The sequence below is a fragment of the Agromyces sp. Y182 genome (genome assembly GCF_059445385.1).
Genome location: NZ_JCAIUF010000002.1, coordinates 875,631 through 902,049, shown reverse-complemented (window position 1 = coordinate 902,049; position 26,419 = coordinate 875,631). Strand labels below are relative to the sequence as shown.

The window sequence follows — 26,419 nt, the reverse complement described above, 5'->3', positions numbered from 1 at the left end:
GCATCGAAGGACACACATCATGACGATCAACCTCCCGCTCCAGGCCCCGTCCGCAGCCGGACTCATCTGGCAGGTCACCCGCAACGAGCAGGCGAAGACGCCCGCCGAACGCGAGTCGATCCTCGCCGACCCCGGTTTCGGCGCCCACTTCACCGACCACATGGTCGACATCTGCTGGTCGGAGAAGGGCGGCTGGCACCGCCCGCGCGTCTCGCCCTACGGCCCGATCGCGCTCGACCCCGCTGCCGCCGTGCTGCACTATGCCCAAGAGATCTTCGAGGGCATGAAGGCGTACCGGCACGCCGACGGGTCGATCCACACCTTCCGGCCCTACGAGAACGCGGCTCGCATGCAACGCTCGGCCCATCGCATGGCGCTGCCCGAACTGCCGAGCGAGTACTTCATCGAATCGCTGAAGCAGATCATCGCCGTCGACGCCGACTGGGTGCCGAGCGCCGCCGAGACGAGCCTGTACCTGCGGCCGTTCATGTTCGCGAAAGAGGCGTTCCTCGGTGTGCGCCCGGCAAAGAAGGTCAACTACTACGTCATCGCGAGCCCCGCGGGTGCCTACTTCCCGGGCGGGGTGGAGCCCGTGAGCATCTGGCTCTCGACCCAGTACTCGCGGGCCGGCAAGGGCGGCACGGGCGCTGCGAAGACCGGCGGCAACTACGCGTCGAGCCTGTTGCCTCAGGCGGAGGCATATGAGAAGGGATGCCAGCAGGTCGCGTTCCTCGACAGCGAAGGCAACCTCGAAGAGCTCGGCGGCATGAACATCGTGCTCGTGCGGCGCGACGGCACCCTGGTCACGCCGGAGTCGGAGTCGATCCTCGAGGGCATCACGCGCGACTCCGTCCTGCAGCTTGCGACAGATCGAGGCCACGTGGTCGAGCGACGCACCGTCTCGCTCGACGAGTGGCGTGCCGGCGCGGCATCCGGTGACATCGTCGGGGCCTTCGCGTGCGGCACCGCTGCGGTCGTCGTGCCCATCGGGCGCCTGCTCGGCGAAGACTTCGAGATCGTGCACGCCGGCGCCGAGGCATCCGCCCTCGCCCTCGCGCTGCGTCAGGAGCTCACCGACATCCAGTACGGTCGCGTCGAAGACCGCCACGGCTGGTTGACGCGCCTCGACGCATGACGACGATCGCGGCGCCGGCGGCACCCGTCGGCGATGCCGAGGTGCGCATCCGTCCCTTCGAGATCGCCGACACGGAGTCGGTCGTCGCGCTCTGGCGATCGACCGGCCTCGTCGTGCCATGGAACGACCCGTACCTCGACATCGAGCGCAAGCTCACGGTGCAGCCCGACCTCTTCCTCGTGGGGGCGTCGGGCCTCGTGGGCGAGTCGGGCGCCACGGTCATCGCCACGGCGATGGTCGGGTACGACGGGCATCGCGGTTGGGTGAACTACCTCGCCGTCGACGAGTCGCGACGCCGCGAAGGGCTCGGTGTGCGGCTGATGGCCGAGGCTGAACGGCTCCTCGCCGAGCGGGGCTGCCCGAAACTGAATCTGCAGGTACGTTCGACGAACACCGAGGTGATCGAGTTCTACCGCCACCTCGGCTACGGCGTCGACGAGGCGGTGAGCCTCGGCAAGCGGCTCATCCCCGATGCCCCGGCTGCTCCTGATCGCGAACACGCCGCCGGTAGGCTGAAGGCATGAAGATTGCGCGTTTCAGCCACGACGACACCATCTCGTTCGGCATCGTCGACGAAGAGGAGCACGAGCTCGTCGTACTGAAGGCCGACCCCATGTTCGCGGGCTTCGAGCCGACCGGCGAGCGCATCAAGTTCACCGAGGCCAAGCTGCTCGCGCCCGTGATCCCACGGTCGAAGGTCGTCGCGGTCGGCAAGAACTACCGCGACCATGCCGCCGAGATGGGCGGCGAAGCGCCGGCCGAGCCGCTGCTGTTCCTGAAGCCGAACACCTCGGTCATCGGCCCCGACGACACGATCGTGCTGCCGAAGCAGAGCGAGCGCGTCGAGCACGAGGGCGAACTCGCCGTCGTGATCGGCCGCATCGCGAAGAACGTCGCCGAAGCCGATGCCGACGAGTACATCTTCGGGTACACGATCGCCAACGACGTCACGGCCCGCGACCTGCAGCAGCGCGACGGGCAGTGGGCGCGGGCGAAGGGCTTCGATTCGTTCTGCCCTCTGGGCCCCGTCATCGACACCGAAGTGGACTTCGAGAACGGCACGATCGAGACGAGCGTCAACGGGGTGCGCAAGCAGCAGGGCCGGCTCGCCGACCTCGTGCACTCGGTGCCCGCGATCATCGCCTACGCATCGAGCGTGTTCACCCTGCTGCCGGGCGACGTCATCCTCACCGGCACTCCGGCGGGTGTCGGCCCGATCATCGACGGCGACACCGTCGAAGTCACCATTTCAGGCCTCGGCACCCTGTCGAACCCGGTGCGTTCCGCCTGAGCCGGCGGGGGAGTCGAGGCGTGGCGGCGCGGCGAGGCATTCGAACGCGCCCGGTCAGCCCACCGAACGGAGGTGGGTGAGCACGAGCCCGACCGGCACTCCGACAAGCACGACGATGAGCGCGAGCGCCGTGACAGCACGCCGAGCAGGCCCCGATCCGCCGGGAGTCCGCAATGCCAGGACGAGGGGCACCGCGATCAGCAGACCGCCGGAGTCGGCGATGAGCGGCACCCGTGCGAGCGCCCCGACGACGACGAGCAGGTTGCCGAGGTTCCAAGCGGCGAAGGTGAACCAGCCGCCACGGCCGGTGGCCCACGGGGCGTGTTCGAGCACGCGGGCGATGAGGCACTGGGTGGCGCCGCCCACGAGCACGAGATAGGCCGCGAGCCAACTGCCCCGTTCCAGCTGCAGCGGCCCGGTCAGTGCGGCAACGAGTCCGCCGATGACGATGAACGCGATGCCGAGGGCGTTGCCGACGGTGGTCGGTCCGATCCTCGGAGCCGGCCCCGCGTCGCGGAGGTGTCCGTCTGCGGCGACGATCTGATAGCCCGAACCCATTTCGATCCCTTCGACGTCGATTCGCCCGGACACTCGCCTGGGCGGAGACCGTCGAATTGAACGTAACAGATTGCGGTTTATTTGGCAGGACGGGTACCGTGGGCGCATGGCCGATCACCCGCGAGAGCTCCGCGACATCCGTGACCGTGTCGACGTGAGGCGGCTCGTCGACTCCTTCTACCGTCGCGCCTTCGCCGATCCGCTCATCGGACCGATCTTCACCGATGTCGCGCACATGAATCTCGATCACCACCTGCCGATCATGTGCGATTTCTGGGAGACGGTACTCTTCCGCACCGGCAGCTACCGTCGAAACGCGCTCGCCATGCACGTCGCACTTCACGCGAAGTCCCCGCTCGGCGCGGCGCACTTCAACCGATGGCTCGAACTCTGGGTCGCGAACGTCGACGCGCAGTTCGCCGGCGAGTCGGCCGAGCGCGCGAAGATCCAGGCGCGCCGCATCGCCGGATCGATCGGCCTTCGGCTGTCGGGCGGTTCGGGCAGCGCGTTCGAGACAATCTCGACGCGCGCTCGGCTCGAGGCGGAAGGGGCGATCGATGCAATCGGCGGAAGCTGAGTCCGGCACCGACCGCTGGGCACTCGCACTCGCGTCACCGGCCAGGCGGCGGGTGCTCGACGCGTTGCATCTGGCCGGAGAGCCCGTCGAGGCCGCGGAGCTCGCCGAATCGATCGGTGTGCACATCACAACCGCGCGTTTCCACCTCGACCAGCTCGTCGGGGCTGGCGTCGTCGCCACGACGGCCCAGCGTCGCTCGCGTCGAGGGCGACCGCGCCTGCGCTACGCGCTCGTCGACACCGTTGCGACACGCGCACGAGACGAACACTCCCGCGAACGGCTGATCGAGTTGCTCGCGGCCGCACTCGAGGGGCAGGGAGTCGAGACGCGGGCGATGCTCGCTCGTGAAGCGGGCCGAAGCTGGGCCTCGAGCCTGTCGATCCCGCCCGACGAGGGCGTTTCGCCCGTCGAACCCTCGCCAGACGAGATCGCGTCGACCCGGGCATCGTCGACCGAACGACTCGTCCGGGTGCTCGACGAGCTCGGCTTCGCTCCCGAACCGGCGCCCGAAGGGCTCTCGCTCCATGCCTGCCCGTTCCGCGATGCGGCGCGACGTCACCGCGATGTCATCTGCGCCGTGCATGAGAGTCTCATCCGCGAAGTGCTCTCAGGCGAGGCATCGGAATCGGCTGTCGAAGCCCGGCTGCTGCCGTTCGCCGCGCCCGACCGGTGCCTCGTCGCGCTCAGCGCCGTGCGCTGAGCGGCGATCGGGTGCGGCCGATGTCGAGGGCGCTGGCCCGTTGCGGTCAGCGCCGTGCGCTGAGCGGCGATCGGGTGCGGCCGATGTCGAGGGCGCTGGCCCGTTGCGGTCAGCGCCGTGCGCTGAGCGGCGATCGGGTGCGGCCGATGTCGAGGGCGCTGGCGGCGAGCTCGACGTCCTCGTCGTCGTTCCAGAGATGGAACGCCACCCTGGCCCGGCCGGCCCGCCCCGACGCCGTGATGCCCGCAGCGGCGAGCGCGGCGAGCGAGGCGCCGTCGGCGTCGGGCCAGGCCACGATCGCACTGTCGGATGCCGCGAGCCCGAGACGCTCGCGGAACGCGTTCGCGAGGCCGACGTCGTGGTCGCGCACACCCGTCATGTCGAGCGAGGCGGCGAATTCGAGCGCCGCCTCAGCGCCGGCCCAGGCGTGCCAGGCGGGGGAGACGTCGAATCGCCGCGCGTCGTCGGCGAGGTGCAGGCCCGGCCCGTAGCACGAGGCCCACGGGTCCGCGCCCGAGTACCAACCGGCGGCGTGCGGGGTGATCTCCTCGACGGCGCGCGGCGAGAACGCGGCGAATGCGGCACCGCGCGGTGCCGACAGCCATTTGTACGCATGGCAGACGACGACGTCGGCCTCGAGCGCGTCGGTGGCCATCCACCCGGTCGCCTGTGTGGTGTCGACGAGGCTGAGTGCGCCGGCCTCGCGGACCGCGCGGGTGACGGATGCCGCGTCGGCGAGCTCACCGGTGGCCGATTGCACGAGCGAGTACGAGACGAGCCACGTCGACGGGCTGACGGCGTCGGCGAGCTCGGCGAGCGGAACGTGCCGCACCCGGAGGTCACCGCGGGCGAGGAACGGTGCGACGACCGAAGAGAAGTCGCCGTCGACGCAGATCACCTCGGCGCCGGCAGGCGCGGATGCCGCGACCATGCCGGTGAACACGGAGACCTGCGACCCGGTGGCGATGTCGGCGGCTGTGCGGCCGAGCAGGGTAGCGGCATGGCCGCGCGCGCGTTCGTGCACCGCCGTGTAGTCGGCACCGTTCGCAGTGCCCGACGACCAGGACGCGAGGTCGCGTCGCACCGCGTCGCGAGTGACGTCGGCGGGCAGGCCGAGGGTGCAGGCGGCGAGATAGCCGCGTCCGGCGGCGAAGCGATCACGAGTCGGGTGCGTGCGGTGCATACGGTCCAGTCTCGACCGCACGAATTCATTCGACAAGATCAAGCGAGCGATCATATACATGCCATTCGGTTATGATTCGAGCATGCCGGATGCCGCGATCGATGCTCTTGCCGCTGCACTCGACCTGCAGACCGTGCGGGTCGTGCAGCAGATCGCCGCGCGTGGTTCGCTCACGGCCGCCGCCGAGTCCCTCGGCTACAGTCAGCCCGCGGTGAGCCAGCAGTTGCGCCGCTTCGAAGAGCGCACGGGCATCGCACTCGTGGAGCGCGTGGGCCGTGGCATCCGCCTGACCGAATCGGGTCGAGTACTCGCCCGGCATGCGCACGGGGTCGCGACGGTGCTCGAGACCGCGGCCGGCGAACTCGCCGAGATCAGAGGGCTCAGAGCCGGCCGGGTGCGTCTCGTCGCCTTCCCTTCGGCGTCGGCGACCCTCGTGCCGCGCGTGATCGCGGCGCTCGCCGCCGCGCACCCCGGCATCGACGTCACCTACGTCGAGGCGGAGCCGCCCGAAGCCGTTCAGGCGGTGCGTGTCGACGGCGCCGACCTCGCGATCACGTTCAGCTACCCGGGCGACCGCGACGACCCGCACCGGGCGAGCGCGCGCGGGCTCGAGGTGCGCTGCTTCGGCGATGAGCCGATGCGGCTCGTGCTCCCGGCCGGCCATCCCGCAGCGGCATCCGACGTCGTCGCGCTCGAGACGCTGCGCGACGAGCCCTGGATCGCCGGCTGCCCTCGGTGCCGCGGCCACCTGCTCGAGCTCACCGGCGCCGCCGGGTTCACGCCACGCATCGCGTTCGAAACCGACAACTTCGTCGCGGTCGAGGGCATGGTCGCGCAACGCCTCGGGGTGGCACTGCTGCCGGCGCTCGCGCTCGCCGCAGCGCCGCGACATGCCGACGTCGTCGCCAGGCCCACGGCTCGGGCCGATGTGCGTTCGCTCCATCTCGTCACGGCGCGCGGCGCCGAACGCGTGCCGGCCGTGGCCGCGACACTCGCCGTACTCGCGACCCTCGCGCCTCGATAGCATTGAGGGGTATGTCTGAGACAGCTCACCCCACGACCCAGGCCACCGGCAGCGACATCCGTGTGCGCTTCTGCCCTTCGCCGACCGGCACGCCGCACGTCGGCCTCGTACGCACCGCCCTCTTCAACTGGGCGTACGCGCGCCACACCGGCGGCACGTTCGTGTTCCGCATCGAAGACACCGATGCCGCGCGCGACAGCGAAGAGAGCTACGAGCAGATCCTCGATGCGCTCACCTGGCTCGGCCTCGACTGGGATGAAGGCGTCGGCGTCGGCGGCCCGCATGAGCCTTACCGGCAGTCGCAGCGCGCCGGCATCTACGCCGATGTCATTGAAAGGCTGAAGGCCTCGGGCCACGTCTACGAGAGCTTCTCGAACGCTGAAGAGATCGACGCCCGCAACGAGGCGGCCGGTCGCCCGAAACAGCTCGGCTACGACAACTTCGATCGCGATCTCACCGACGAGCAGCGTACGGAGTTCCGCGCCGAAGGTCGCGAGCCGGCGCTGCGACTGCGGGTGCCCGAGGTCGACCTCGGCTTCGACGACCTCGTGCGCGGCGAGATCACCTTCCCGGCCGGAAACACGACCGACTTCGTCGTCGTTCGCCCGAACGGCGCACCGCTGTACACGCTCGTGAACCCCGTCGACGACGCGCTCATGGGCATCACGCACGTGCTGCGCGGCGAAGACCTGCTGTCGTCGACGCCTCGTCAGATCGCGCTGTACCACGCGCTCATCGACATCGGCGTGACCGCGTTCGTGCCGCGCTTCGGCCATCTGCCCTACGTCATGGGCGAGGGGAACAAGAAGCTCTCCAAGCGCGACCCCGAGTCGAACCTGTTCCACCATCGCGACCGCGGCTTCATTCCCGAAGGGCTCCTGAACTATCTGGCGCTCCTCGGCTGGGGCTACTCCGCCGACCGCGACGTGTTCAGCCGCGACGAGCTCGTCGCGGCCTTCGATGTCGAGAACGTGAACCCGAACCCTGCCCGCTTCGACCTGAAGAAGGCCGAGTCGATCAACGGCGACCACATCCGCCAGCTCGACGTCGCCGACTTCGCCGCCCGCACGGTGCCGTACCTGCAGGCGGCCGGTGCGGTTTCGACACCGATCACCCCCGGCGAAGAGGCCGTGCTCGCCGAGGGCGCGCCGCTCGTGCAGGAGCGCATCTCCCTGCTGGGCGAGGCTCCCGGCATGCTGGGATTCCTCTTCACGGATGCCGCAGAGCTCGAGTTCGAGGAGTCAGCCGTCGCCGCGCTCACGGCTGATGCAGCCACCGTGCTCGCGGCTGCCCGCGAGGCGCTCGACCGATTGCCGGCCGAAGAGTGGACGCACGTGCAGATCGAAGAGGCACTACGCGCCGCCCTCGTCGACGGCCTCGCCCTGAAGCCCCGAGTGGCCTTCGGTGCCGTCCGCACCGCAATCTCCGGTCGACGGGTCTCGCCGCCGCTCTTCGAGTCGATGCAGATCCTCGGCAAGGTCGACTCGCTCGAGCGCATCGACCGGCTCACGGCGCTCATCGCCTGAGCAGCCGAGAGGCTCCCGCTGAGCGCAGCTCGGTTTGGCGGGGGTGTGCTCGTAGGCTAGAGTTACATGTCGGCCGGGGACTTCGGTTTCGGCCATTGGGGTATGGTGTAATTGGCAACACGGCGGTTTCTGGTACCGTTGTTCTTGGTTCGAGTCCAGGTACCCCAGCCAATATTTTGTGAAAAAGCCCCGGTCACGCGGGCCTTTTTCTTTTCCCGAATACCGAGCCGTGAAGTGGTCGTCGTGTGGGCTGGACTTCGGCGGCGCGCTGCGATTGCATTGAGTGTCGGCGCCGTTCGAGCCTCCCTACAGGCTCCCTGGTGAATCGAGAGACGTCGACAGGGGATTGGTGGGCCATGGTTTCTCGGAACATGCGGAGTCGTGACTTCCAAGAGACGCGGACGACCCTCGGGGTGATCGGCGGCTTCATCGGATTGATCGCGGCGAGCGTCGGCGCCGCCCTGCTCGTCGTCGCCGGAGTCACGCCCGCACTCGCGACCGTCGGCATCGCGGCATCCGGAACCATCGGAATGTTCGACAAGCTCCCCGGTTATCTCGAGATCGACGAGCTCTCCGAGAAGAGCAACATCTACGCGCTTGCCAATGATGGCAGCCCGGTGCTGCTCGCCTCGTTCTACGACCAGAACCGGGTCGAGGTCGGTTGGGACGCCGTCAGTCAGTACGTGAAGGATGCCGCGATCGCCGGTGAGGATCCGCGGTTCTACGAACACGGGGGCGTCGACCTGCAGGGCACGCTCCGGGCCGCGGTGACGACCGCTACCGGCGGGGAGACCCAGGGCGGGTCGTCGATCGCGCAGCAGTACGTGAAGAACGTGCGGGTGCAGGAGTGCGAGGGCGAGGCGAACGTGACGGCGTTCGAGGGCATGTCGGAGGAAGAGGCAGAGGCCCTCGGCATCGACGGACGCCGTGCCCTCATCGACGAGCAGAAGGCGGAGTGCTACGACTCCGCGACGGAATCCACCGGCAACGCCGGCATCGAACGCAAGCTGAAAGAGATGCGCCTCGCGATCGGCGTCGAGAAGCGGTATTCCAAGAACGACATACTGCTCAGCTACCTGAACATCGCGGGCTTCGGCGGCACCGTGTACGGTGTCGAGGCGGCAGCGAACTACTACTACAGCACCTCCGCGGCGAACCTCACGCTCGCTCAGGCGGCCTCGCTGATGGCGATCGTCAACAACCCCGTGGAGTTCCAGCTCGACAGGCCTGAGAACGAGGAGAACGGCGCAGCGAACGGGTACGCGAGAAACCAGGCTCGCCGCGACTACATCCTCTTCCACATGCTCGACGAGAAGAAGATCACCCGAGAGGAGTACGACGCGGCGGTGGCCACCCCGGTGCAGCCCGCCATCAAGGAGCCGAGCACCGGGTGCCAGACCGCGAACGGGTCGGCGTACTTCTGCGACTACGTGAAGAACATCCTGCAGACCGATCCGACCTTCGGGGATGACGCGGAGACGCGCATGCGGAACTTCCGGCGCGGCGGCTACGACGTCTACACGACGCTCGACCTCGACCTGCAGGTGGCAGCAGAGAACGCGATCGCCCAGAACGTGCCGCAGACCTACCCCGGTTGGGACGTCGGGAGCGTGATCTCGAGTGTGCAGGTCGGCACCGGGCGTGTGCTGGCCATGGCGCAGAACAAGCAGTACAGCCAAGACCCCAAGGTGCTCGAGACGGGCCCGCAGTACACGAGCATCAACTACAACACCGACTACACGCAGGGCGGCTCGAGCGGGTTCCAGCCCGGGTCGACCTACAAGGTCTTCACCCTCGCGCAGTGGCTCAACGAGGGCCACTCGCTTTCCGAGCGCGTCGATTCCAAGCCGAAGTCGAACTGGGGCACCTTCCGAGACAGTTGTTTCGGCCCGCAGAATGCCGGGCCGTGGAATCCGAGGAACGATGCGAACGAGGCCGGCGCCAACTACACGGCTCTCGAGTCGACGGTCAACTCGATCAACACCGGGTTCATCGGCATGGCGAAGAGGCTCGACCTCTGCGGCATCCGCAAGACCGCGGAGGCGTTCGGGATGCACCGCGCCGATGGCGATCCGCTGCAACAGGGTCCGTCGAGCGTGATCGGCACGAACGAGGTGGCTCCGCTCAGCCTCGCCATCGCCTTCGCCGGTATCGCGAACAACGGTGTGGCCTGCACTCCGATCGCGATCGATCGCATCACCGACCGCGATGGCAACGAGGTTGCCGTGCCGGCGTCGAGTTGTACTCCCGCCGTGTCACCTGAGGTCGCCGCAGCCATGCACTATGCGATGCAGCTCGTGATGACGAGCGGTACCGCCACCGTGTCGAACGGTGGCGTGCAACCCCACGTGCCGATGATCGGCAAGACGGGCACGACCGACGGCAGCAAAGACACTTGGATGGCGGGGGCGAGTTCGAAGGTCGCGACGGTCGCCGGTGTGGTGAGCCTCACGGGTGATGCCAACCAGCGTGCGATCTCATTCGACAGCGGCCAAGCGGCCACTGCCCGGCACCGGATGTGGCCGATGGTCATGTCGGTTGCGGCGGCGAAGTACGGCGGCGATGCCTTCACGGTGGCGGCGCCCGGGCCGGCTGCGCCGCAGAAGAGCGCTCCGGCCGAGAGCGACGGGCCGGCACCTGCGGTCGAGCCGCCGAACGACGGGCCCGGTGACGATGGTGACGGCGGCCCGGGCCGCGGTGATCGCGACGACGGTGATCGCGGCGGCGACCGCGGTCGCGGCTGACAGCCGGTGCGCTCCCGGCGCCATTCGCCGGTTCGTGTGAAACCGACTTGTACGCTGGGGGAGGCCCCGCGTCGGCGGGACGATCACGAGGGAGCAACATGCGCGTCGCCGCCGACACCGTGCGGGCCATCGAGTCCGTCTTCGCCGAGCGGCTCGCGGACGGCACCGCGCCAGGTTCGAGCTGGGCCGTGTTCGATCGTGATGGCCTGATCGAAGCCGGGGCTTCGGGCTCCGCGGAGCTCGCCGGGGGGACGAAGGCATCCGGCCCAGACACGCTCTTCCGCATCGCGAGTTGCACCAAGAGCTTCACCGCTGCCGGACTGCTGCTGCTCCGCGATCGGGGGCTCCTCGACCTCGACACGCCGGCGAACGCATTCGTACCCGAGTTCTCGCCCCGGAATCCGGGTGGTCTCGACGTCGCGCCGACCGTCCGCATGCTCATGACGATGTCGGGCGGGCTGCCGACCGATGACCCGTGGGCCGACCGCGAGGAGTCGATGACGCCCGAGGAGTTCCGTGCGACGCTCGCCGCGGGCATCCGCTGCGTCACGATCCCCGGCACGGCGCTCGAATACTCGAACCTGGGCTACGCGGTGCTCGGTCAGGTCGTCGAGCGGGTCTCGGGGGTCGCGTTCACCGAGTTCGTCGCACGCGAACTCATCGACCCGCTCGGGCTCGACGTGCGATTCGAGCGGCCCGAGAGTGCGGAGCCGTCGGTCGCGATCGGCTACCGGAAGGTCGAGGGCGAGGGGTGGCGCGCGCTCCCGTTCACCGGGCCGGGCGTCTTCTCGGCCATCGGCGGACTCTTCGCCTCGGCCAGGAGCCTCGCGGCGTGGGCGGCCTGGCTCGCGTCGGCCTGGGAAGGCGATGAACGCGGCCCGCTCAGCGCGGCCAGCCGGCGCGAGATGCAGCAGCTCACGCGAGTCGCCGCGAAACGTCACGGCCCTCCGGCGATGCCGGGCACGCAGGTCGCGCCGACGCCGACGGTGTACGGCTACGGTTTCGGGCTCTTCGTCGAGCTCGATGAGCGGTTCGGCGCGATCGTGTCGCATTCGGGCGGCTATCCGGGATTCAGTGCGCACATGCGCTGGCACGCCGCATCCGGCCTGGGGGTCGTCGCATTCGAGAACGCGACGTACGCCAGGGTCTCCCAGGGCGCCGAGGTCGCGCTTGCGATCGTGCTCGAGGCGGCCGAGCGCAGCGGCCCCGTGTCGGCGGCCCCCGTTCCGTGGCCCGAGACCCACGAGGCATCCGTCGCGCTGAGCCGGCTCGTGAACGAGTGGTCGGATGCCGCGGCCTCGGCCGTGCTCGCGGTGAACGTGGGGCTCGACGTGCCCTACGACGAGCGCCGCGCCGCGATCGAAGCTGCTTGGGCCGCTGTCGGCGGGCGCACCGAGGCGAGCACGACGCCCGTCGATGCGACGTGCGACTCGCCCGATCACCTCGTGTGGTTCCTACCCGGCGCGACCGGGCGGCTCAGGGTCGAGGCGCGGATGACCCCGCTCGCCGCGCCCAGGGCGCAGACATTCATCGTTCGGGTTGAAGACCCCGAGGCATCCGTCGCCTGATCAGAAGTCGAGCGTGTCGCCCGGCTCGAGCGGTAGGTACTCGCCGCCGCCCTGCTGGGTCGCCCAGGCCAGTCGTGCGTTCGAGAGCGCCTTGCCGGCGCGCGAGAGCACCATCTCGTGGGTCGGGAACGCCCGCCGCGGCGCGATCTCGACGACGTAGTCCATCGCCTCGCCGATCTTCATCCATGGAGCGCCGGCCGGCGCGGCGAGCACCTCGACGGGCACGCCGGGCACGGTGAACGAATCGCCGCCGTAGTAGAGGGCGTCGTTCACGAGCACACCGAGGTTGTCGACGAGCGGGATCGACGCATGGATGAGCGCGTGCCGCCCGCCGAAGAACCGCAGCCGGAACGGCCCGACCTCGATCGTGTCGCCCGCAGCGACGACCTCGATCGGAAAGTCGGCGGCCACCGCGGCGACGCCCGCAGGGCCGAAGATGCGCACCTCGGGATCGGCCTCGATGATGCGCGTGAGTTGCTCGGGCGTCCAGTGATCGTCGTGCTGGTGCGTGATCACGACCGCGACGGTGCCGGCCGACTCGGTGATCGGCGTCGTGAACTTGCCCGGGTCGACGTAGAGCTTGTCGCCGGAGTCTTCGATGACGAGCGCGGCATGTTCGAGTTTCGTGAGACGCATGTTCCGAGCCAACACCGCGCGCGGTCTGCGCGCAAGCCGTGCGCCTGCCAGAATCTCTCCATGCCCAGCGCTCCCAAGCGACTCATCGTCGCGATCAATCCAGCAGCCTCGTTCGGTCGCAATCGCGCCGTCGGGCCCGCGGTCGCGCAGCGGCTGATTCGCGAGGGGTACGAGGTCTCCGAGCTCCGCGAGGCCAACTTCGAACTGCTTCGCCGCGAGGTCGAGTCGGCATTCGCGCTCGGCACCGACGGCGTGATCGTGGTCGGCGGCGACGGCATGGTGTCGCTCGGCGTGAACCTCATCGCGGGCACCGGCGTGCCCCTCGGCATCGTCGCCGCCGGCACGGGCAATGACCTGGCACGCGGGCTCGGACTCGCAGTCGACGACCCGGCCGCGGCGACCGAGGCGCTCGTTGCCGCCCTCGGCCGGGAACCCCGGGCGATCGACGCCGGCGTCATCCGCCACGGCGAGTTGACCACCTGGTTCGTCAGCGTGGTCTCGGCCGGCTTCGACGCCGTCGTCAACGAGCGGGCGAACGGGATGGTCCGGCCCAGGGGCCCGAGCCGGTACACGCTCGCGATGGTGCGCGAACTCGTGACGTTCCGCCCTCGCAGCTATGCGATCACGGTCGACGGAGTGCGCCGCGAGCAACGCGCGATGCTCGTCTCCGTCGCGAACAACTCCTCGATCGGCGGGGGCATGCGCATCGTGCCGCACGCCGACCTCACCGACGGACTGCTCGACGTGTTCATCGTGCATCCGCTGTCGCGGGCGGGGCTCGTCGCCGTCTTCCCGAAGGTGTTCGCGGGCCGGCACACCGATCATCCGGCGGTCGAGTTCCTCACCGCCCGCGCCGTGCGCATCGAGGCCGACGACATCGTCGCCTACGCCGACGGCGAGCGCATCGGGCCGTTGCCGATCGACATCGAGATCGTGCCCGGCGCGGTCTCCGTCTTCGCCTGAGAGAGCCGCGAACAACCCCCTCGAGCGCGCGGATGTCGCCGCTGCCGCGATTTTGCGGCGGCCCTGAAGCTGTGTCATACTCTTCAAGTTGTCGATTCGGCCCCATCGTTTAGCGGCCTAGGACACCGCCCTCTCACGGCGGCAGCGCGGGTTCAAATCCCGCTGGGGTCACGCATGTGACAAGCGACAACCACTCGAATGCCTTCGCTTCCGCGAGGGCATTCGGCGTTTCCGGCGTCGTTCCGCTGCGCGGGGTCGTCTGCGCGGGCACGGACACGCGAACGGCGCTGCGGTGCGACATCCGTTCGATGCCGCACCGCAGCGGCTGCTCAGTGGCGGATGCCGCTGCCGACGAGCTCGGGCGCCGCGTCGTCGTCGAGCCCGAGACGGGCGTCGGGCTCGGGGGCTGGCTCGGGAACAGCGACGCCGTCGTGCACCTCGTGCAGGCGGACCTGGTGGTATGACATCCGGTCGATGAGTGCGAGGGCGAGCGCCGACAGGATGAAGACGCAGTGGATGATGACCTGCCACATGACGCCCGTGGGCGTGTACTTCTCGCCGTCTTCGGTCGTTCCGCTGGCGGTCATGCCGCCGACCTCGATGAAGGTCTTCAGCAGGTGGATCGACGAGATGCCGACGATGGCCATTGCGAGCTTGACCTTGAGCACGTTCGCGTTGACGTGACTCAGCCACTCGGGCTGGTCGGGGTGTCCGTCGACCTTGATACGTGAGACGAACGTCTCGTAGCCGCCGATAATGACCATGATGAGCAGGTTCGCGATCATGACGACATCGATGAGTCCGAGCACGAGCAGCATGATCTGGGCCTCGGTCAGCGGATGCGGGTCGAAGAAGACCCCTTCGACGAGGTGCCACAGCTCTTTGAGGAAGACCACGACGTAGATGGCCTGTGCGACCATGAGGCCGAGATAGAGCGGGGCTTGCAGCCATCTGCTCGTGAAGATGAGCAGGCCGACGGCTCTCGACCACGGGGCGATGCGGTATTCGGACCGGGCGGGCGGTGGCGTCTTCGTGGCGCTCAAGGTCTCTCCTCGGATCGGGGGTTCGAGTCTACGGCGCACTCGTGTCGGCTAGACTCGCCGAAGCGAAGGGGAGTATCCCGCGAGGCCCGGCCTCGACCCACGATCGTCAGTACGAGCGCCGTCGTCGCCGCTCCGGGCGTGGGACCTGCGAGAGCAGCAGTGGGAGAGACTTTCGGATTCCGCTGTCCCCGCATTCCGAAAGGCACAACGTGCTCGATCTTCCCATCTGGTTCGAAGTCGGTTCCCTGGTCGTCTTGACGCTGATCCTCGTCGGCGACCTGTTGCTCGTGCTGAAGCGACCCCACGTGCCCTCGGTCAAGGAGTCGTCGCTCTGGGTCGCGTTCTACGTCGCGCTGGCGCTCGTCTTCGCCGGGCTCATGTTCGTGCTCGGCGACGCAGAGCACGGTGGCCAGTTCCTCGCCGGCTGGCTGACGGAGTACAGCCTCTCGATCGACAACCTCTTCGTCTTCGTCATCATCATGGCGAAGTTCTCGGTGCCGAGAAAACTGCAGCAAGAGGTGCTCATGGTGGGCATCATCATCGCCCTCGTGCTGCGCGGCATCTTCATCCTCCTCGGTGCCTCGCTCATCGAGAACTTCTCGTGGATCTTCTACATCTTCGGCGCGTGGCTCGTCTGGACCGCGATCCAGCAGGTGCGCGACAGCCACGAAGACGACGACAGCGACACCTTCATCGTGCGCATCCTGCGCAGGCGGGTCGCGATCACCGACGAGTACGACGGCGTCAAGCTCCGCACGGTCATCGACGGCAAGCGGTTCTTCACGCCGATGCTCATCGTCTTCGTCGCGATCGGCACGACCGACCTGCTCTTCGCGCTCGACTCGATCCCCGCGATCTTCGGCATCACCCAGAGCCCGTTCATCGTATTCACGGCGAACGTGTTCGCGCTCATGGGCCTGCGTCAGCTGTACTTCCTGCTTGGCGGTCTGCTCGAGCGCCTCGAGTACCTCAAGTACGGCATCGCGTTCATCCTCGCCTTCATCGGCGTCAAGCTCGTGCTGCACGCGATGCACGTCAACGAGTTGCCGTTCATCAACGGCGGTGAGCACATCGAGTGGGCACCCGAGATCTCCACCTGGATGTCGCTCGGCGTGATCCTCGCCGCGATGGCGGTCGCGACGGTCGCGAGCCTCATCAAGGCCCGCGTCGATGCGAAGTCGCGGGGCCACAAGCTCATGGACGAGGTGCCGCACTTCACCGAGGATTCGCACCCCGACGGTCACTGAGACGATCGCCCCGGGCCGCAGCCGGGCGAGCGGTATCCACAGGCGTCGTCACGATGGCGCGGGAGTTGCTAGCGTTGAGAGTCGGCGTCCGGATGCTTCGTCGCGGCCGCCGCCCGCTTTCCCACTCGATCGAGGAGAACCGTGCCAGGTGATGGCGAGGGCGTCGTCGCCCTGACGCGCGGCGCTGCGCTCATCGCGCATAGCGCGCGCACAGATGTCGGGCGCGTGCGCAGTGTCAACGAGGATTCGTTCCTCGCCGAAGCGCCCGTCTACCTCGTGGCCGACGGCATGGGCGGCCACGCCCGCGGTGACGCGGCGAGTCGTGCGGTGATCGACACCTTCTCGCGTCATCTCGAGTTCGGTGTGCCGTCGTCGCCCGAGCAGGTGCTCGATGCCATCCACAGTTCCAATGACGCGGTTCGCGCGTTGAGCGAGGCCGGCGAAGAGGGCACCGCGGTCGCGGGCACGACACTTTCGGGCATTGCGTTGGTCGACGCCGGTGACGGTGCGGGGTTCCACTGGATGGTCTTCAATATCGGCGACTCGCGGGTCTACGCGTGGGACGGCCGCACCCTCGAGCAGCTGAGCGTCGACCATTCGGCGGTGCAAGAGCTCGTCGATGCCGGTCTCATCAAAGCTGAAGACGCTGAACGCCACCCCGAACGCAATGTCATCACGCGCGCGCTCGGAGCCGACGAGTTCGTCGACCCCGACGTGTGGTTGATCCCGGCGGCGGGCCGGCAGGTCTTCCTCGTGTGCAGCGACGGCCTCTCCAAAGAAGTCGACGACCAGTCGATCGCCCACATCCTCGCGGGCGACACGGGCCACGCGGCGGGCCTCGCAGGCGAACTCGTCGACGCGGCCCTCGCCCACGGCGGTCGTGACAACGTGACGGCGATCGTCGTCGAGTCCGTGCTCGGATCCGACGACGACGATGACGAGACGACGCGCGACCGGCGCGGCAGACTTTCGAGGGCGGCCGAAGACACGCGGCCGCGCACCGGGGGAGGCGGAGATGGCGACGTACCGGCATGATCCAGCGGGCAAGTGGTTCGCTGCAGTTCGTGGCGGCGTGATCCTCGTCGTTCCCGCCGATGCCGCGGGGCAGCTCGCCGAGCTCTGGCCCGGGTTCGGTACGGGCGACCCGACACCACTCGTGCTCGATCGCCTCACCGCGAAGGGACTCGCGGCGACCCCGTCGTTCGCACTGGTGGTGCGAGACGAATCGACCGGCTCGGCACGCGTCGTCGTGCGCGGACCGATCACCGTGCGCTCGGCCTCGGGCGAGATCCACGATGCGGGAGTGTCCACCTGGGTCGAGCGCGTTCTCGACGGGGCATCCGAGATCTCGATCGTCGTCGAGGGCGGCACGGATGCCTCGTCGGAGCCGCTGCCCGTCATCGAGGCCGTGGTGCCTGTGCGATCGGTGGTGTCCGACGGCATCGAGCCGGTCGCCCCCGAGCAGCCGAGCGTCTCTCCGGCGGCGGCATCCGGAGCCGGCCCTGTTCCCGGCCCCGCCACGAGTGCTGCGCCGAAAGTGCAACCCGACCTCCCGCTGCCTGCCCCGGCTGTTTCGGGAGCACCCGCACGTGTGACCGCGCCCGTCGAGCTCACAATGGTGCCCGACGAAGAGACCGTCGCCGGTGCGTCGTCCTCGTTCGCGCAGGGCCTGCCCGCCGGCCCGCGCCCTGCAGGCCTGCCGCCTGTGCCGGCCGCGATGACGCCGGCCCCGGTGATGTCGGCCGCGATGACGCCGGTCCCGGTGATGCCGGCCCCGGTGATGCCGGTCGCCGAGGTCGACGGCGACCACGACGGCATGACGGTGGCGAGCATCGACATCCGCCGTCTCCGCGAGGCGCGTGCGGGCCGTGAGGCGGTCGCGACTCCCGCTGGAGGTGCCCCCGCCGCATCGTCAGCACAGGCAGAGGCGAGCATCAGGATGCCGGACGGAACGCTCGAATCGATCGGCCACGAGGTCGTGCTCGGGCGTGCGCCGAGTGTCAGCAAGGTGTCGGGTGGCCGCATCCCGCGCCTCATCACCATCGGCCTCGGCGACCCCGACATCTCACGCAGCCATGTGCGACTCGCCCTCGAAGGCGACACCGTGGTGATCACCGACCTGCACTCGCGCAACGGTACCCATGTCGTGGCGCCGGGCAAGCCGCCCGTGAAGCTGCGCTCGGGCGAACCGACCCCGGTACTCACCGGCACCGTCGTCGACCTGGGCGGCGGCTGGACCATCCAGATCGTGGGCGGCTGATGCGGCGAGCCCCATCGACGCCGCCCGAGTTGCCGGGCTACGCCCCGCTCGGCCTGCTCGGATCAGGCGGCTTCGCCGACGTCTTCCTCTTCGAACAGAAGCTGCCGAGGCGCAAGGTCGCCGTCAAGGTGCTGCTCGCCGAGGGCCTCGGTCGCGACACCAAGGCGCAGTTCGTCGCCGAGGCGAACCTGATGGCCCAGCTGTCGGCGCATCCGTTCATCGTCACCATCTTCCATGCCGACGTCTCGGGCGACGGCCGCCCGTACTTCGTCATGGAGTACTGCTCTGGGCCGAGCCTCGCCGAACGATACAAGCGCCAGCCGCTCTCGATCGAAGACGCCCTGCGCACGGGCGTGCGTCTGGCCGGCGCGATCGCCACTGCGCACGCGGCGGGCATCCTGCACCGCGACATCAAGCCGGCGAACGTGCTCACCAACGACTACGGCTGGCCTGCGCTGACCGACTTCGGCATCTCCTCGAACCTCGAGGGCGAGCTGCCCGTGCACACGATGACGTTTCCGTCCGAGTCGTCGTCGACCGCCTCCGGCCAGTCGGCCGTGGGCATGAGCGTGCCGTGGTCGCCACCCGAGATGTTCGAAGACGACCCGAGGCCCGACACTCGCAGCGATGTGTTCTCGCTCGCGGCCACGGTGCACACGCTCGTCGCAGGTCGCACGCCCTTCGAGATCCCCGGACGCTCGAACGGATCACTCGATCTCATCGGCCGCATCGAACGTGGTGCGATCACGCCGATGGACCGCTCGGACGTGCCGCGCAGTCTCGCCGCGGTGCTCGCCAAGGGCATGTCCACACGCCGTGACGACCGCTACCCGAGCGCCGTCGAGTTCGCTCGCGCGCTGCAGCGGGTCGAGCTCGAACTCGGGTACGCCGCCACGACGATCGAGGTGCCGAACCTCGCGAGCGCTCCGAGCGAGGCGGAACCCGACGATGACGATGCGACGCGGGCGCGCTCGGTGCGCACGGTCGACGCGCAGGCGTCGCGGTCGGCGACGCCGGTCAGTCCCGCTCCGGTTCGCGGCGCGCCGGCCGTCGCCGCCGACGACGACGATGCGACCCGCGCTCGTTCGCCGCAGCGGATCAACGCCCAGGCGCCGTCGGGCGGCGCCGCGATGAGTACGGCCGGCGACGTGGCCGATGAGGGAACCGTGGTGCGCGGCGTCGTGCGCGATGTCGTTCCCGACTCGACGATCGTGCGACCGACCGGTGCCCTGGGCTCGACTGCGAGTCGTCAACTGAGCGGTGCGGAGTCGACGATCGTGCGGCCGCCCGATGCAATGACCGGTGCCGCGCGCGAGCCTGCCGCCACGGCGGTGACCCGCCGGAATCGACTGGGGATCATCGTGGGAATCGCCGCCGCCGTCGTGATCGCGGCGGTCATCGGCATCGCGATCGCGCTGTCGGGCACGGTGAACACTCCGCCGGTCGTCGAGTCGTCGAATCCGGGTGGCGGCAATGCGCTGATTCCGGGGGCCGTACCAGCCGCGGTCGTCTCGACCGGTGTCGCGAGTGCAGACGGCACGAGCGTGACCTTCCAGGTCTCCCACAGCGGATCGGTCGATGGCGACAGGTACCGCTGGACCCTGTCCGACGGGTCCGGGGATCCGCAGGTCGCCGATGGTCCGTCCATCGTCGTCGAAGACGTCGTGGCCGGCGCACGCACATGCATCGACGTGCAGGTGCAGCGCGGCAGCAAGACCTCCGACCCCACGAGGGGCTGCACCCCATGAGGCCGCTTCGCGTCGAGTACTGCGGGGAGTCGTACACCGTCGAGGTGGGCGCCCCCTTCACGATCGGGCGCGAATCCGACCTCACGATCGACGACAATCCGTACCTGCATCGAACCTTTCTCACGCTCTCCTCGGAGTTCGGCCTCTGGTGGCTCTCGAACGTCGGCCAGATCCTCTCGGCGACGATCTCGGACGCGACGGGCAGCGTGCAGGCGTGGCTCGCCCCGGGCGCGAAGCTGCCGCTCGTCTTCCAGACGGTTCACGTGATGTTCAGCGCCGGCGCGACGACGTACGACTTCACGGTGCATGCCGAAGAGGACTTCTACAACACCTCGCTCACCGCTGCAGCGGCCGACGGCGGCACGACGATCCTGCCCGTGACCCTCACCTCGAGTCAGCGGCTGCTCGTCGTCGCGCTCGCCGAGAACGTGCTGGCCCAGCCCGCCGGCGGGCGTGCGCTCGTGCCGAGCTCGGCTGCAGCCGCCGCGAGACTCGGCTGGAGCATGACGACGTTCAACCGCAAACTCGACAACGTCTGCGAGAAGCTCGACCGCATCGGTGTCGACGGCCTGCGCGGTGGGCGGGGCAAGCTCGCTACCAACCGTCGCGCGCGACTCGTCGAGTATGCGGTCGCGACGCGGCTCGTGACCACCGACGACCTCCCTCTTCTCGATGCTGCTCGACGCGATGCCGAGCAGCAGACCGGCGAGTGACGCCACCGGTCTTCGCCTGAGGACGCCACGTCTTCGCCCGACGCCACGGAGCGTCACGGGGAGTTCTCCCCATGTGTCGTCGCAGGTCGATCGTGTTACCGTGTACCCCGGTGTGGGGTCAGGCTCGGCGCCAGTCATGAGTCGACCAGAATCAGGGGAGTGGCGGTTTGGGTACCTTCACATCGTGGGTGCGCACGCGCAAGGCCGCCGCATCCATTGTCGCCATCACTCTGCTCGCCGGCATTCCGCTCACCTTCGCGGTGCTGCATCAGGGGTTTCCGGTCACCGATGTCGATCTCGACGCTCGTGAAGTGTGGGTCACCAACGGCAAAGAGCTGCTCGCGGGTCGACTGAACCGGCAGATCGAAGAGTTGAACGCTGCGGTGAACACCGCCTCGAACTCGTTCGACGTGTTGCAAGATGGCGATGACGTCTTCCTCTACGACGAGAGCCTCGGGTCGATCGAGCGCATCGATCCGGCATTCACGACGCTCGGTCAGGGCATTGCAGTGCCGCCCGGTTCAGAGGTGGCGTACGGCGGTGACACGCTCGCGATCCTGTCGCCGAAGGGTGAGCTCTGGGTCACGGGCGCCGCCGGCGAACTGCAGTTGAACCCGGCAGATACCAAGCCCTCGGCGAAGCTCGGTGAGGGTTCGCACGTCGCGGTGTCGAAAGACGGCGTCGTGTACGCGAGTTCGATGAAAGAGGATCAGCTCGCGCGCATCGCGTCGCCCGGTGCGAAACCCGAGCTGAGCGACCTCCCTTCGATCGACGAGCACCAACTCTCGGTCGTCGGCGACGAACCCGTCGTGCTCGATCTCGACCAGAACCGGCTGATCGTCGACGGTTCGCCGCGAGAACTCACCGAGAACGCGCTGAGACTCCAGCAGGTCGGCGCCGAGAACGACTCCGTCTTGCTCGCCACGGGTGCCGGGCTGTTGCAGGTGCCATTCGCTGGCGGCGACCCTGAGTTCATCCCGGCCGACATCGACGTGCCCATCAGTTCCCCTGATGAGGTGTCGAGTCCCGTCTGGCTCGACGGATGCGCCCACGGCGCGTGGGCAGGGGCGGGCCAGTACGTGAACGCGTGCGACGACGGCGAGCCATCGGCCCAGTCGATCGAGCAAGCCACCAAGGGTTCGCATCTCGAGTTCCGGGTGAACCGCAACGTGATCGCCCTGAACAACCTGTCGAACGGCAACGTCTGGCTCGTCGACTCGAACATGCGTCTCGTCGACAATTGGGACGAGGTGACTCCGCCCGATGAGACCGAGACCGAAGAGGGCGAAGAGAAGGCCTCGCAGCAGACCTTCGAAGACACGCTCGCCGAACGCAGCGAGACCAATCGTCCGCCGACGGCGCGCGATGACACCTTCGGAGTGCGGCCCGGTCGCACCACCCTGCTCGAGGTGCTCGAGAACGACACCGACCCCGACGGTGACGTGCTGACCGTGACGAACGTGAGTGAGATCGGTGAGCAGTCGGGCCGACTCGAGGTCATCGACGGTGGCCGTGCACTGCAGTTCACCCCGGCGCCGGATGCTGCGGGCACGGTGTCGTTCCAGTACACGGCCGACGACGGCCGTCTCGGCGTCGCGCAGGCACATGTCGACGTCACGATCCGGCCGACCGCCGAGAACAATGCCCCGGTTGCGCTGCGTGCGGGTGCGATCAGTGTCGAGCAGGGCAAGTCGATGGGCTACAACGTGCTCAGCGACTGGCTCGACCCCGACGGCGACGACGTGTACCTCGTCAGTGCGTCACCGACGAGCGGCGACTCGGTGCGCTTCGCGCCCGACGGCTTCGTCACCTTCGAGCACAAGACCGGCGAACTCGGCACGAAAGAGGTGCAGTTCGTCGTCTCGGACGGCATAGTGACGTCTGCCGGGGTACTGACGGTCGATGTCAAAGAGACGGGTGCGTTGAACCCGGTCGGCACACCGGACTTCGCCGAGGTGTTCGCCGGTGAGGCGGTGATGATCGAGCCGCTCGTCAACGACCTCAGCCCTTCCGGCGAACCATTGGCGCTGCTCGGCATCGAGCAGACGCCGACGGGGGCATCGGTCACGCCGAACCTCGAGCGCGGTGCCATCGCCTTCTCCTCCGACCAGGTCGGGAGCCACATCTTCATCTACAACCTGGGTGCCGGGGCCGCGACGAGCGTCGGTCTCGTACGGGTCGACGTGAAAGAGGTGCCGCAGGAATCGCCGCCGCCGATCGCCGTGAAAGACACCGCGTACCTTCGCCCGGGCGAGCCGACGACGCTCGCGATGCTGACCAACGACGTGTCGCCGAGCGGGCGAGTGCTCGCCGTGCAAACAGTCGACACCGAGGCATCCGGTGACCTGCTCTCGGTCGAGGTGCTCAACAACTCGGTCGCCCGCATCACGGCGTCAGAGGCGCTCACCGAGCAGCTCCAGTTCGGGTACACCGTCTCCGACGGCATCGCGAGTTCGACGACGACCGTGACGGTCGTGCCCGTGCCGCCGCTCGTCAAGCACCAACCGCCCGTCGCCACCGAAGACGCGGTCACGGTGCGCGCCGGTGACATCGTGACCGTGCCGGTTCTCGACAACGACTACCACCCCGACGCCGCTCCGCTCACCCTCGATCCCGAGCTCGTCGAGGTCAGCGGCGCCGGTGGCCTCGCCTTCACCGCCGATGACACGGTGCGCTACCAGGCGCCCGACGAACCCGGCGTGTACTCCGTCTCCTACCGCGTCACCGATGACTACGAGCAGTCGGCGACTGCCGCGGTGCGCTTCACGGTCGTGGCTCCCGACGCGAAGAACAACCGCGCGCCTCTCCCGCTCCCGCTGACCTCGCGCACCTTCGAGGGCGCAGCGGTGAAGATCGACATCCCGCTCGACGGACTCGACCCCGACGGCGATTCCGTCTCGCTCGTCGGCATCACGACGCCCCCGTCGCTCGGCAAGATCGTCGACATCGGCAGCACCCACATCAGCTACGAGGCGTATGCCGGTTCGGCGGGCACCGAGTCGTTCACATACGAGGTCGCCGACACGGGCGGCAAATCGGCGACGGGTACGATCCGCATCGGCGTGATCCCGCGACCGACGGAGACGCTTCCGCCCAACGCCGTCGATGATGTCGTCGAGCTTCGTCCGGGTCGGCGAGCGGCGATCGACGTGCTCGCGAACGACTCCGATCCGAGCGGCTACCCGATCAAGGTGCAGAAGAAGCTGCCCGAGGTCGGTGCGGGCCTCACCGCGAGCGTGAAGAACAACCGAGTGCTGGTCGAGGCACCCGACGCCGAGGGCGGCAACTCGGTGCGCTACGAGATCACGAACGGCCACGGCGGTGCCGATGGTGCGTTCATCCAGGTGCTCGTGACCGAAGATGCGAAGATCGAACCGCCGACCGCGCGCGATCAGGTCGTCGAGCCGAAACAGGTCGTCGACAAGGCCACCGTGACCGTCGACCCCTTGGGCGACGCGCAGAACCCCGGCGGGCTCGTCGAAGATCTCGTGGTGAGCCTCGAGGGGCCGAATGCCGGGAATGCCGAGGTCAAGACCGACGGCACCGTCAAGGTCACGCCGACCTCGAAGCGCCAGGCGATCGCCTACCGTCTCACGAACGAAATCGACGAACTCTCGGCGATGGCCTTCATCATCGTTCCCCCGAGCACCGACCCCGACGACGACGAGAAGGCCGAGGAGGAGGCCTTCCCGCCGCCCTACCTCGCCGAGCTCGGCCCGCAGATCGTGCGCATGAACGGCACGATCTCGTGGAGCGTGGGCGACATCGTGATCGTGCCGTCTGGCAAGCCCGCCCGCATCCTCTCGGCGACCTCGACCAACGGCGACGGGTCGTCCCCGATGACGGATGCTTCGACGCTGACGTATACCCCGGCGAAGGACTTCCGCGGACAATCCGCAGTGACGTTCGAGGTCACCGACGGAGAGAACGCCAACGACCCGAAGGGCAGGAAGGCGTTCCTGACGATTCCGGTCACGGTCGGCGATCCGAACTTCGAAGACGTGCCGCCGACCTTCACTCCGCGCACGGTGAAGGTCGAGGCCGGCGAGGCCGCGCAAGAGATCGATCTGCGTCAATCGAGCGGCCACCCGAGCGACAAGGTGCTGCAGGAGCTCTCGTACAACGGGCTGCAGGGGCAGAGCGCCGACTTCAACGCCGGTATCGGCGGTTCGACGTTGACGGTGGGTTCGCCGCTCGGCGTGCAACCCGGTACGAAGACGACCCTGACGTTCACGGTGGACTACAAGGAGTTCTCGGTGCCCGGTTCGATCGACGTCGAGGTCGTGAGCTCGTCGCGGCCGAAGGCGCAGGCTCGCGCCGACGGTCCGTTCGAGATGGAGCCCGTGAAGTCGAAGCTGATCGATGTGCTCGCCAACGACATCAACCCGTTCGAGGCCGAGGGCACGCCGTTGCGGGTCATCGACGCGCAGATCGACCAAGAGTCGGTGGGTTCGACGGCGAATGTGACCTTCACGTCGACGGGCATCACCGTGAAGACCGGCCCGAGCTTCACGGGCGAGTTGAGCGTCGTCTACCGTGTGCAAGACGGAACGAAAGACCCGTTGCGCGAGGTGACGGGCAGGGTCACGGTGATCGTTCGCGACCGGCCCGACGCGCCGAGCATCACGAGCATCTCGAGCGGCGACGGCTCCGTGAGATTGGCGTGGAAGGCCAACGCCACGAACAACTCACCGATCACCGGGTACATCGTGTCGGCTTCGCCGGCGGCAGGCGGACCGTGGAACTTCGGTGAAGGTGCCGCGGGCACCGCTCAGACCATCGATGGGCTCACGAACGGCACCGCGTACAGCTTCACGGTGCGAGCAGTGAACGAGAAGGGCACATCCGATGCGTCGAGCTCGAAGAGCGAGACGCCGTATGGCAAACCGACCGCGCCGCGCAGCGTCGGTCACGGTTCGATCGGCTATGCGCCGGCCGACGTCAGCGTCACTTGGAATGCGCCGTCCGACACGGGCGGTGGCGCGGTGGTGTACCGGACCAATCTCGACGGTGGCGGCTGGTCGGGCTACCAGAGCGGTGAATCGAAGACCTTCAGCAGTCTCGCTGCAGGCAATCACACCGTCGAAGTGCAGGCGAAGAACAACGGCAGCGGCAACACGGGCCCAGTTGCAAGTACGACGTTCGGTGTTGAGAGCAAGCCACCGCCGCAGTTCTCGGCGGACGTGTTCAAGGCCGGCTCGGCGCCGTACTGCTCCGGGTGCCACTACGTCGGCGTCGACTTCTCGAATCTGACCGCGGGCACCTACGACGTCGTCACCGAGGTGAACGGCAGCGACGGCAGCTTCTACATCGGCCGCTACAACCTCGGCAGCTCGGGCTCGCTCGTGCTCGAGAACGGGCTCGGCCAACGCAACAGCGATTCGATCCGCGTCCGATTCAGCCCTGTCGGCGGCGGCGCGACGAAGTACTCCGACAGCACGAGCAACTGGGACGGGCTTCCCGTTCGCGGCGGCAACCCCTGATACCCCTATACAGAGAGATG

Annotated in this window: 20 protein-coding genes and 2 tRNA genes; 18 read left to right on the top strand and 4 right to left on the bottom strand. The window is 68.3% G+C overall.

Annotated elements, in window-relative coordinates:
- The first annotated feature begins 19 nt into the window (after positions 1-19).
- Genes AC1C2R_RS18725 through AC1C2R_RS18715 form a run of 3 tightly spaced genes read left to right on the top strand, consistent with a single transcriptional unit; the run spans position 20 to position 2,426 of the window.
- Positions 20-1,135, top strand: coding sequence for a branched-chain amino acid aminotransferase (locus AC1C2R_RS18725; protein ID WP_495353587.1), 1,116 nt, complete (start codon positions 20-22; stop codon positions 1,133-1,135).
- Positions 1,132-1,659, top strand: a complete 528-nt coding sequence (locus tag AC1C2R_RS18720) for a GNAT family acetyltransferase (RefSeq protein ID WP_495353588.1) — start codon at positions 1,132-1,134, stop codon at positions 1,657-1,659. The genes AC1C2R_RS18725 and AC1C2R_RS18720 overlap by 4 nt, the downstream gene beginning before the upstream one ends.
- Positions 1,656-2,426 (top strand): fumarylacetoacetate hydrolase family protein, encoded by a 771-nt coding sequence (locus AC1C2R_RS18715; protein WP_495353589.1) that lies wholly within the window; start codon positions 1,656-1,658, stop codon positions 2,424-2,426. Before AC1C2R_RS18720 ends, AC1C2R_RS18715 begins: the two co-directional genes overlap by 4 nt.
- Positions 2,427-2,480: 54 nt before the next feature.
- Here the strand turns inward: AC1C2R_RS18715 and AC1C2R_RS18710 are convergent, their stop codons facing one another.
- A complete protein-coding gene (locus tag AC1C2R_RS18710) occupies positions 2,481-2,984 on the bottom strand; it encodes a hypothetical protein (RefSeq protein ID WP_495380897.1) in 504 nt (167 codons plus the stop codon).
- Between the two features lie 106 nt (positions 2,985-3,090).
- On the opposite strand from AC1C2R_RS18710, the gene AC1C2R_RS18705 reads away from it, so the two are divergent.
- Both AC1C2R_RS18705 and AC1C2R_RS18700 read left to right on the top strand, forming a co-directional pair.
- The gene (locus AC1C2R_RS18705; protein ID WP_495353591.1) at positions 3,091-3,561 is read left to right on the top strand and encodes a group III truncated hemoglobin; all 471 of its coding nucleotides are present in this window, start codon (positions 3,091-3,093) and stop codon (positions 3,559-3,561) included.
- A complete protein-coding gene (locus AC1C2R_RS18700; RefSeq protein ID WP_495380896.1) occupies positions 3,542-4,261 on the top strand; it encodes a helix-turn-helix transcriptional regulator in 720 nt (239 codons plus the stop codon). Before AC1C2R_RS18705 ends, AC1C2R_RS18700 begins: the two co-directional genes overlap by 20 nt.
- A 109-nt stretch (positions 4,262-4,370) precedes the next feature.
- On the opposite strand, the gene AC1C2R_RS18695 is transcribed toward AC1C2R_RS18700, so the two are convergent.
- The gene (locus AC1C2R_RS18695) at positions 4,371-5,444 is read right to left on the bottom strand and encodes an aminotransferase class V-fold PLP-dependent enzyme (protein ID WP_495380895.1); all 1,074 of its coding nucleotides are present in this window, start codon (positions 5,442-5,444) and stop codon (positions 4,371-4,373) included.
- Between the two features lie 82 nt (positions 5,445-5,526).
- Between AC1C2R_RS18695 and AC1C2R_RS18690 the strand changes: the two genes are divergently transcribed.
- The 5 genes from AC1C2R_RS18690 (at position 5,527) to AC1C2R_RS18670 (ending at position 12,306) form a co-directional block, all read left to right on the top strand.
- Positions 5,527-6,468 (top strand): LysR family transcriptional regulator, encoded by a 942-nt coding sequence (locus tag AC1C2R_RS18690; RefSeq protein WP_495380894.1) that lies wholly within the window; start codon positions 5,527-5,529, stop codon positions 6,466-6,468.
- Between the two features lie 11 nt (positions 6,469-6,479).
- Positions 6,480-7,994 carry a glutamate--tRNA ligase gene (gene gltX / locus AC1C2R_RS18685; RefSeq protein WP_495380893.1) on the top strand — a complete coding sequence of 505 codons (1,515 nt, stop codon included), beginning with the start codon at positions 6,480-6,482 and terminating at the stop codon, positions 7,992-7,994.
- A gap of 96 nt (positions 7,995-8,090) precedes the next feature.
- Positions 8,091-8,165, top strand: a tRNA-Gln gene (locus tag AC1C2R_RS18680).
- A gap of 200 nt (positions 8,166-8,365) precedes the next feature.
- A complete protein-coding gene (locus AC1C2R_RS18675) occupies positions 8,366-10,738 on the top strand; it encodes a transglycosylase domain-containing protein (RefSeq protein ID WP_495380892.1) in 2,373 nt (790 codons plus the stop codon).
- Between the two features lie 98 nt (positions 10,739-10,836).
- Complete coding sequence (locus tag AC1C2R_RS18670) at positions 10,837-12,306, top strand: serine hydrolase domain-containing protein (RefSeq protein ID WP_495380891.1); 1,470 nt, start codon at positions 10,837-10,839, stop codon at positions 12,304-12,306.
- Here the strand turns inward: AC1C2R_RS18670 and AC1C2R_RS18665 are convergent, their stop codons facing one another.
- A complete protein-coding gene (locus AC1C2R_RS18665; protein ID WP_495353598.1) occupies positions 12,307-12,942 on the bottom strand; it encodes an MBL fold metallo-hydrolase in 636 nt (211 codons plus the stop codon).
- Between the two features lie 60 nt (positions 12,943-13,002).
- Between AC1C2R_RS18665 and AC1C2R_RS18660 the strand changes: the two genes are divergently transcribed.
- Positions 13,003-13,905: a diacylglycerol/lipid kinase family protein gene (locus AC1C2R_RS18660; protein WP_495353599.1), complete on the top strand. Its 903-nt coding sequence runs from the start codon at positions 13,003-13,005 to the stop codon at positions 13,903-13,905.
- A 98-nt stretch (positions 13,906-14,003) separates the two neighbouring features.
- A tRNA-Glu gene (locus tag AC1C2R_RS18655) sits at positions 14,004-14,076 on the top strand.
- A 158-nt stretch (positions 14,077-14,234) separates the two neighbouring features.
- On the opposite strand, the gene AC1C2R_RS18650 is transcribed toward AC1C2R_RS18655, so the two are convergent.
- A complete protein-coding gene (locus AC1C2R_RS18650; RefSeq protein WP_495380890.1) occupies positions 14,235-14,948 on the bottom strand; it encodes a TIGR00645 family protein in 714 nt (237 codons plus the stop codon).
- 209 nt (positions 14,949-15,157) lie between these two features.
- Between AC1C2R_RS18650 and AC1C2R_RS18645 the strand changes: the two genes are divergently transcribed.
- From AC1C2R_RS18645 to AC1C2R_RS18620, 6 genes are all read left to right on the top strand, one after another.
- Positions 15,158-16,195, top strand: a complete 1,038-nt coding sequence (locus AC1C2R_RS18645) for a TerC family protein (protein ID WP_495353601.1) — start codon at positions 15,158-15,160, stop codon at positions 16,193-16,195.
- Positions 16,196-16,336: 141 nt separating this feature from the next.
- Positions 16,337-17,230: a PP2C family protein-serine/threonine phosphatase gene (locus AC1C2R_RS18640; protein WP_495380889.1), complete on the top strand. Its 894-nt coding sequence runs from the start codon at positions 16,337-16,339 to the stop codon at positions 17,228-17,230.
- Complete coding sequence (locus tag AC1C2R_RS18635) at positions 17,211-18,455, top strand: FHA domain-containing protein (RefSeq protein WP_495380888.1); 1,245 nt, start codon at positions 17,211-17,213, stop codon at positions 18,453-18,455. The genes AC1C2R_RS18640 and AC1C2R_RS18635 overlap by 20 nt, the downstream gene beginning before the upstream one ends.
- A complete protein-coding gene (locus tag AC1C2R_RS18630; RefSeq protein WP_495380887.1) occupies positions 18,455-20,203 on the top strand; it encodes a serine/threonine-protein kinase in 1,749 nt (582 codons plus the stop codon). Before AC1C2R_RS18635 ends, AC1C2R_RS18630 begins: the two co-directional genes overlap by 1 nt.
- A complete protein-coding gene (locus AC1C2R_RS18625; protein WP_495353605.1) occupies positions 20,200-20,916 on the top strand; it encodes a hypothetical protein in 717 nt (238 codons plus the stop codon). Before AC1C2R_RS18630 ends, AC1C2R_RS18625 begins: the two co-directional genes overlap by 4 nt.
- Before the next feature lie 167 nt (positions 20,917-21,083).
- Positions 21,084-26,399: an Ig-like domain-containing protein gene (locus tag AC1C2R_RS18620; protein ID WP_495380886.1), complete on the top strand. Its 5,316-nt coding sequence runs from the start codon at positions 21,084-21,086 to the stop codon at positions 26,397-26,399.
- Positions 26,400-26,419: the final 20 nt, after the last annotated feature.

What these genes read in the sequence shown, in the direction of transcription:
- AC1C2R_RS18725 (WP_495353587.1), top strand. Translation starts at nt 20, where the DNA reads ATGACGATCAACCTCCCGCTCCAGGCCCCGTCCGCAGCCGGACTCATC.
- AC1C2R_RS18720 (WP_495353588.1), top strand. Translation starts at nt 1,132, where the DNA reads ATGACGACGATCGCGGCGCCGGCGGCACCCGTCGGCGATGCCGAGGTG.
- AC1C2R_RS18715 (WP_495353589.1), top strand. Translation starts at nt 1,656, where the DNA reads ATGAAGATTGCGCGTTTCAGCCACGACGACACCATCTCGTTCGGCATC.
- AC1C2R_RS18710 (WP_495380897.1), bottom strand. Translation starts at nt 2,984, where the DNA reads ATGGGTTCGGGCTATCAGATCGTCGCCGCAGACGGACACCTCCGCGAC.
- AC1C2R_RS18705 (WP_495353591.1), top strand. Translation starts at nt 3,091, where the DNA reads ATGGCCGATCACCCGCGAGAGCTCCGCGACATCCGTGACCGTGTCGAC.
- AC1C2R_RS18700 (WP_495380896.1), top strand. Translation starts at nt 3,542, where the DNA reads ATGCAATCGGCGGAAGCTGAGTCCGGCACCGACCGCTGGGCACTCGCA.
- AC1C2R_RS18695 (WP_495380895.1), bottom strand. Translation starts at nt 5,444, where the DNA reads ATGCACCGCACGCACCCGACTCGTGATCGCTTCGCCGCCGGACGCGGC.
- AC1C2R_RS18690 (WP_495380894.1), top strand. Translation starts at nt 5,527, where the DNA reads ATGCCGGATGCCGCGATCGATGCTCTTGCCGCTGCACTCGACCTGCAG.
- gltX (WP_495380893.1), top strand. Translation starts at nt 6,480, where the DNA reads ATGTCTGAGACAGCTCACCCCACGACCCAGGCCACCGGCAGCGACATC.
- AC1C2R_RS18675 (WP_495380892.1), top strand. Translation starts at nt 8,366, where the DNA reads ATGCGGAGTCGTGACTTCCAAGAGACGCGGACGACCCTCGGGGTGATC.
- AC1C2R_RS18670 (WP_495380891.1), top strand. Translation starts at nt 10,837, where the DNA reads ATGCGCGTCGCCGCCGACACCGTGCGGGCCATCGAGTCCGTCTTCGCC.
- AC1C2R_RS18665 (WP_495353598.1), bottom strand. Translation starts at nt 12,942, where the DNA reads ATGCGTCTCACGAAACTCGAACATGCCGCGCTCGTCATCGAAGACTCC.
- AC1C2R_RS18660 (WP_495353599.1), top strand. Translation starts at nt 13,003, where the DNA reads ATGCCCAGCGCTCCCAAGCGACTCATCGTCGCGATCAATCCAGCAGCC.
- AC1C2R_RS18635 (WP_495380888.1), top strand. Translation starts at nt 17,211, where the DNA reads ATGGCGACGTACCGGCATGATCCAGCGGGCAAGTGGTTCGCTGCAGTT.
- AC1C2R_RS18630 (WP_495380887.1), top strand. Translation starts at nt 18,455, where the DNA reads ATGCGGCGAGCCCCATCGACGCCGCCCGAGTTGCCGGGCTACGCCCCG.
- AC1C2R_RS18625 (WP_495353605.1), top strand. Translation starts at nt 20,200, where the DNA reads ATGAGGCCGCTTCGCGTCGAGTACTGCGGGGAGTCGTACACCGTCGAG.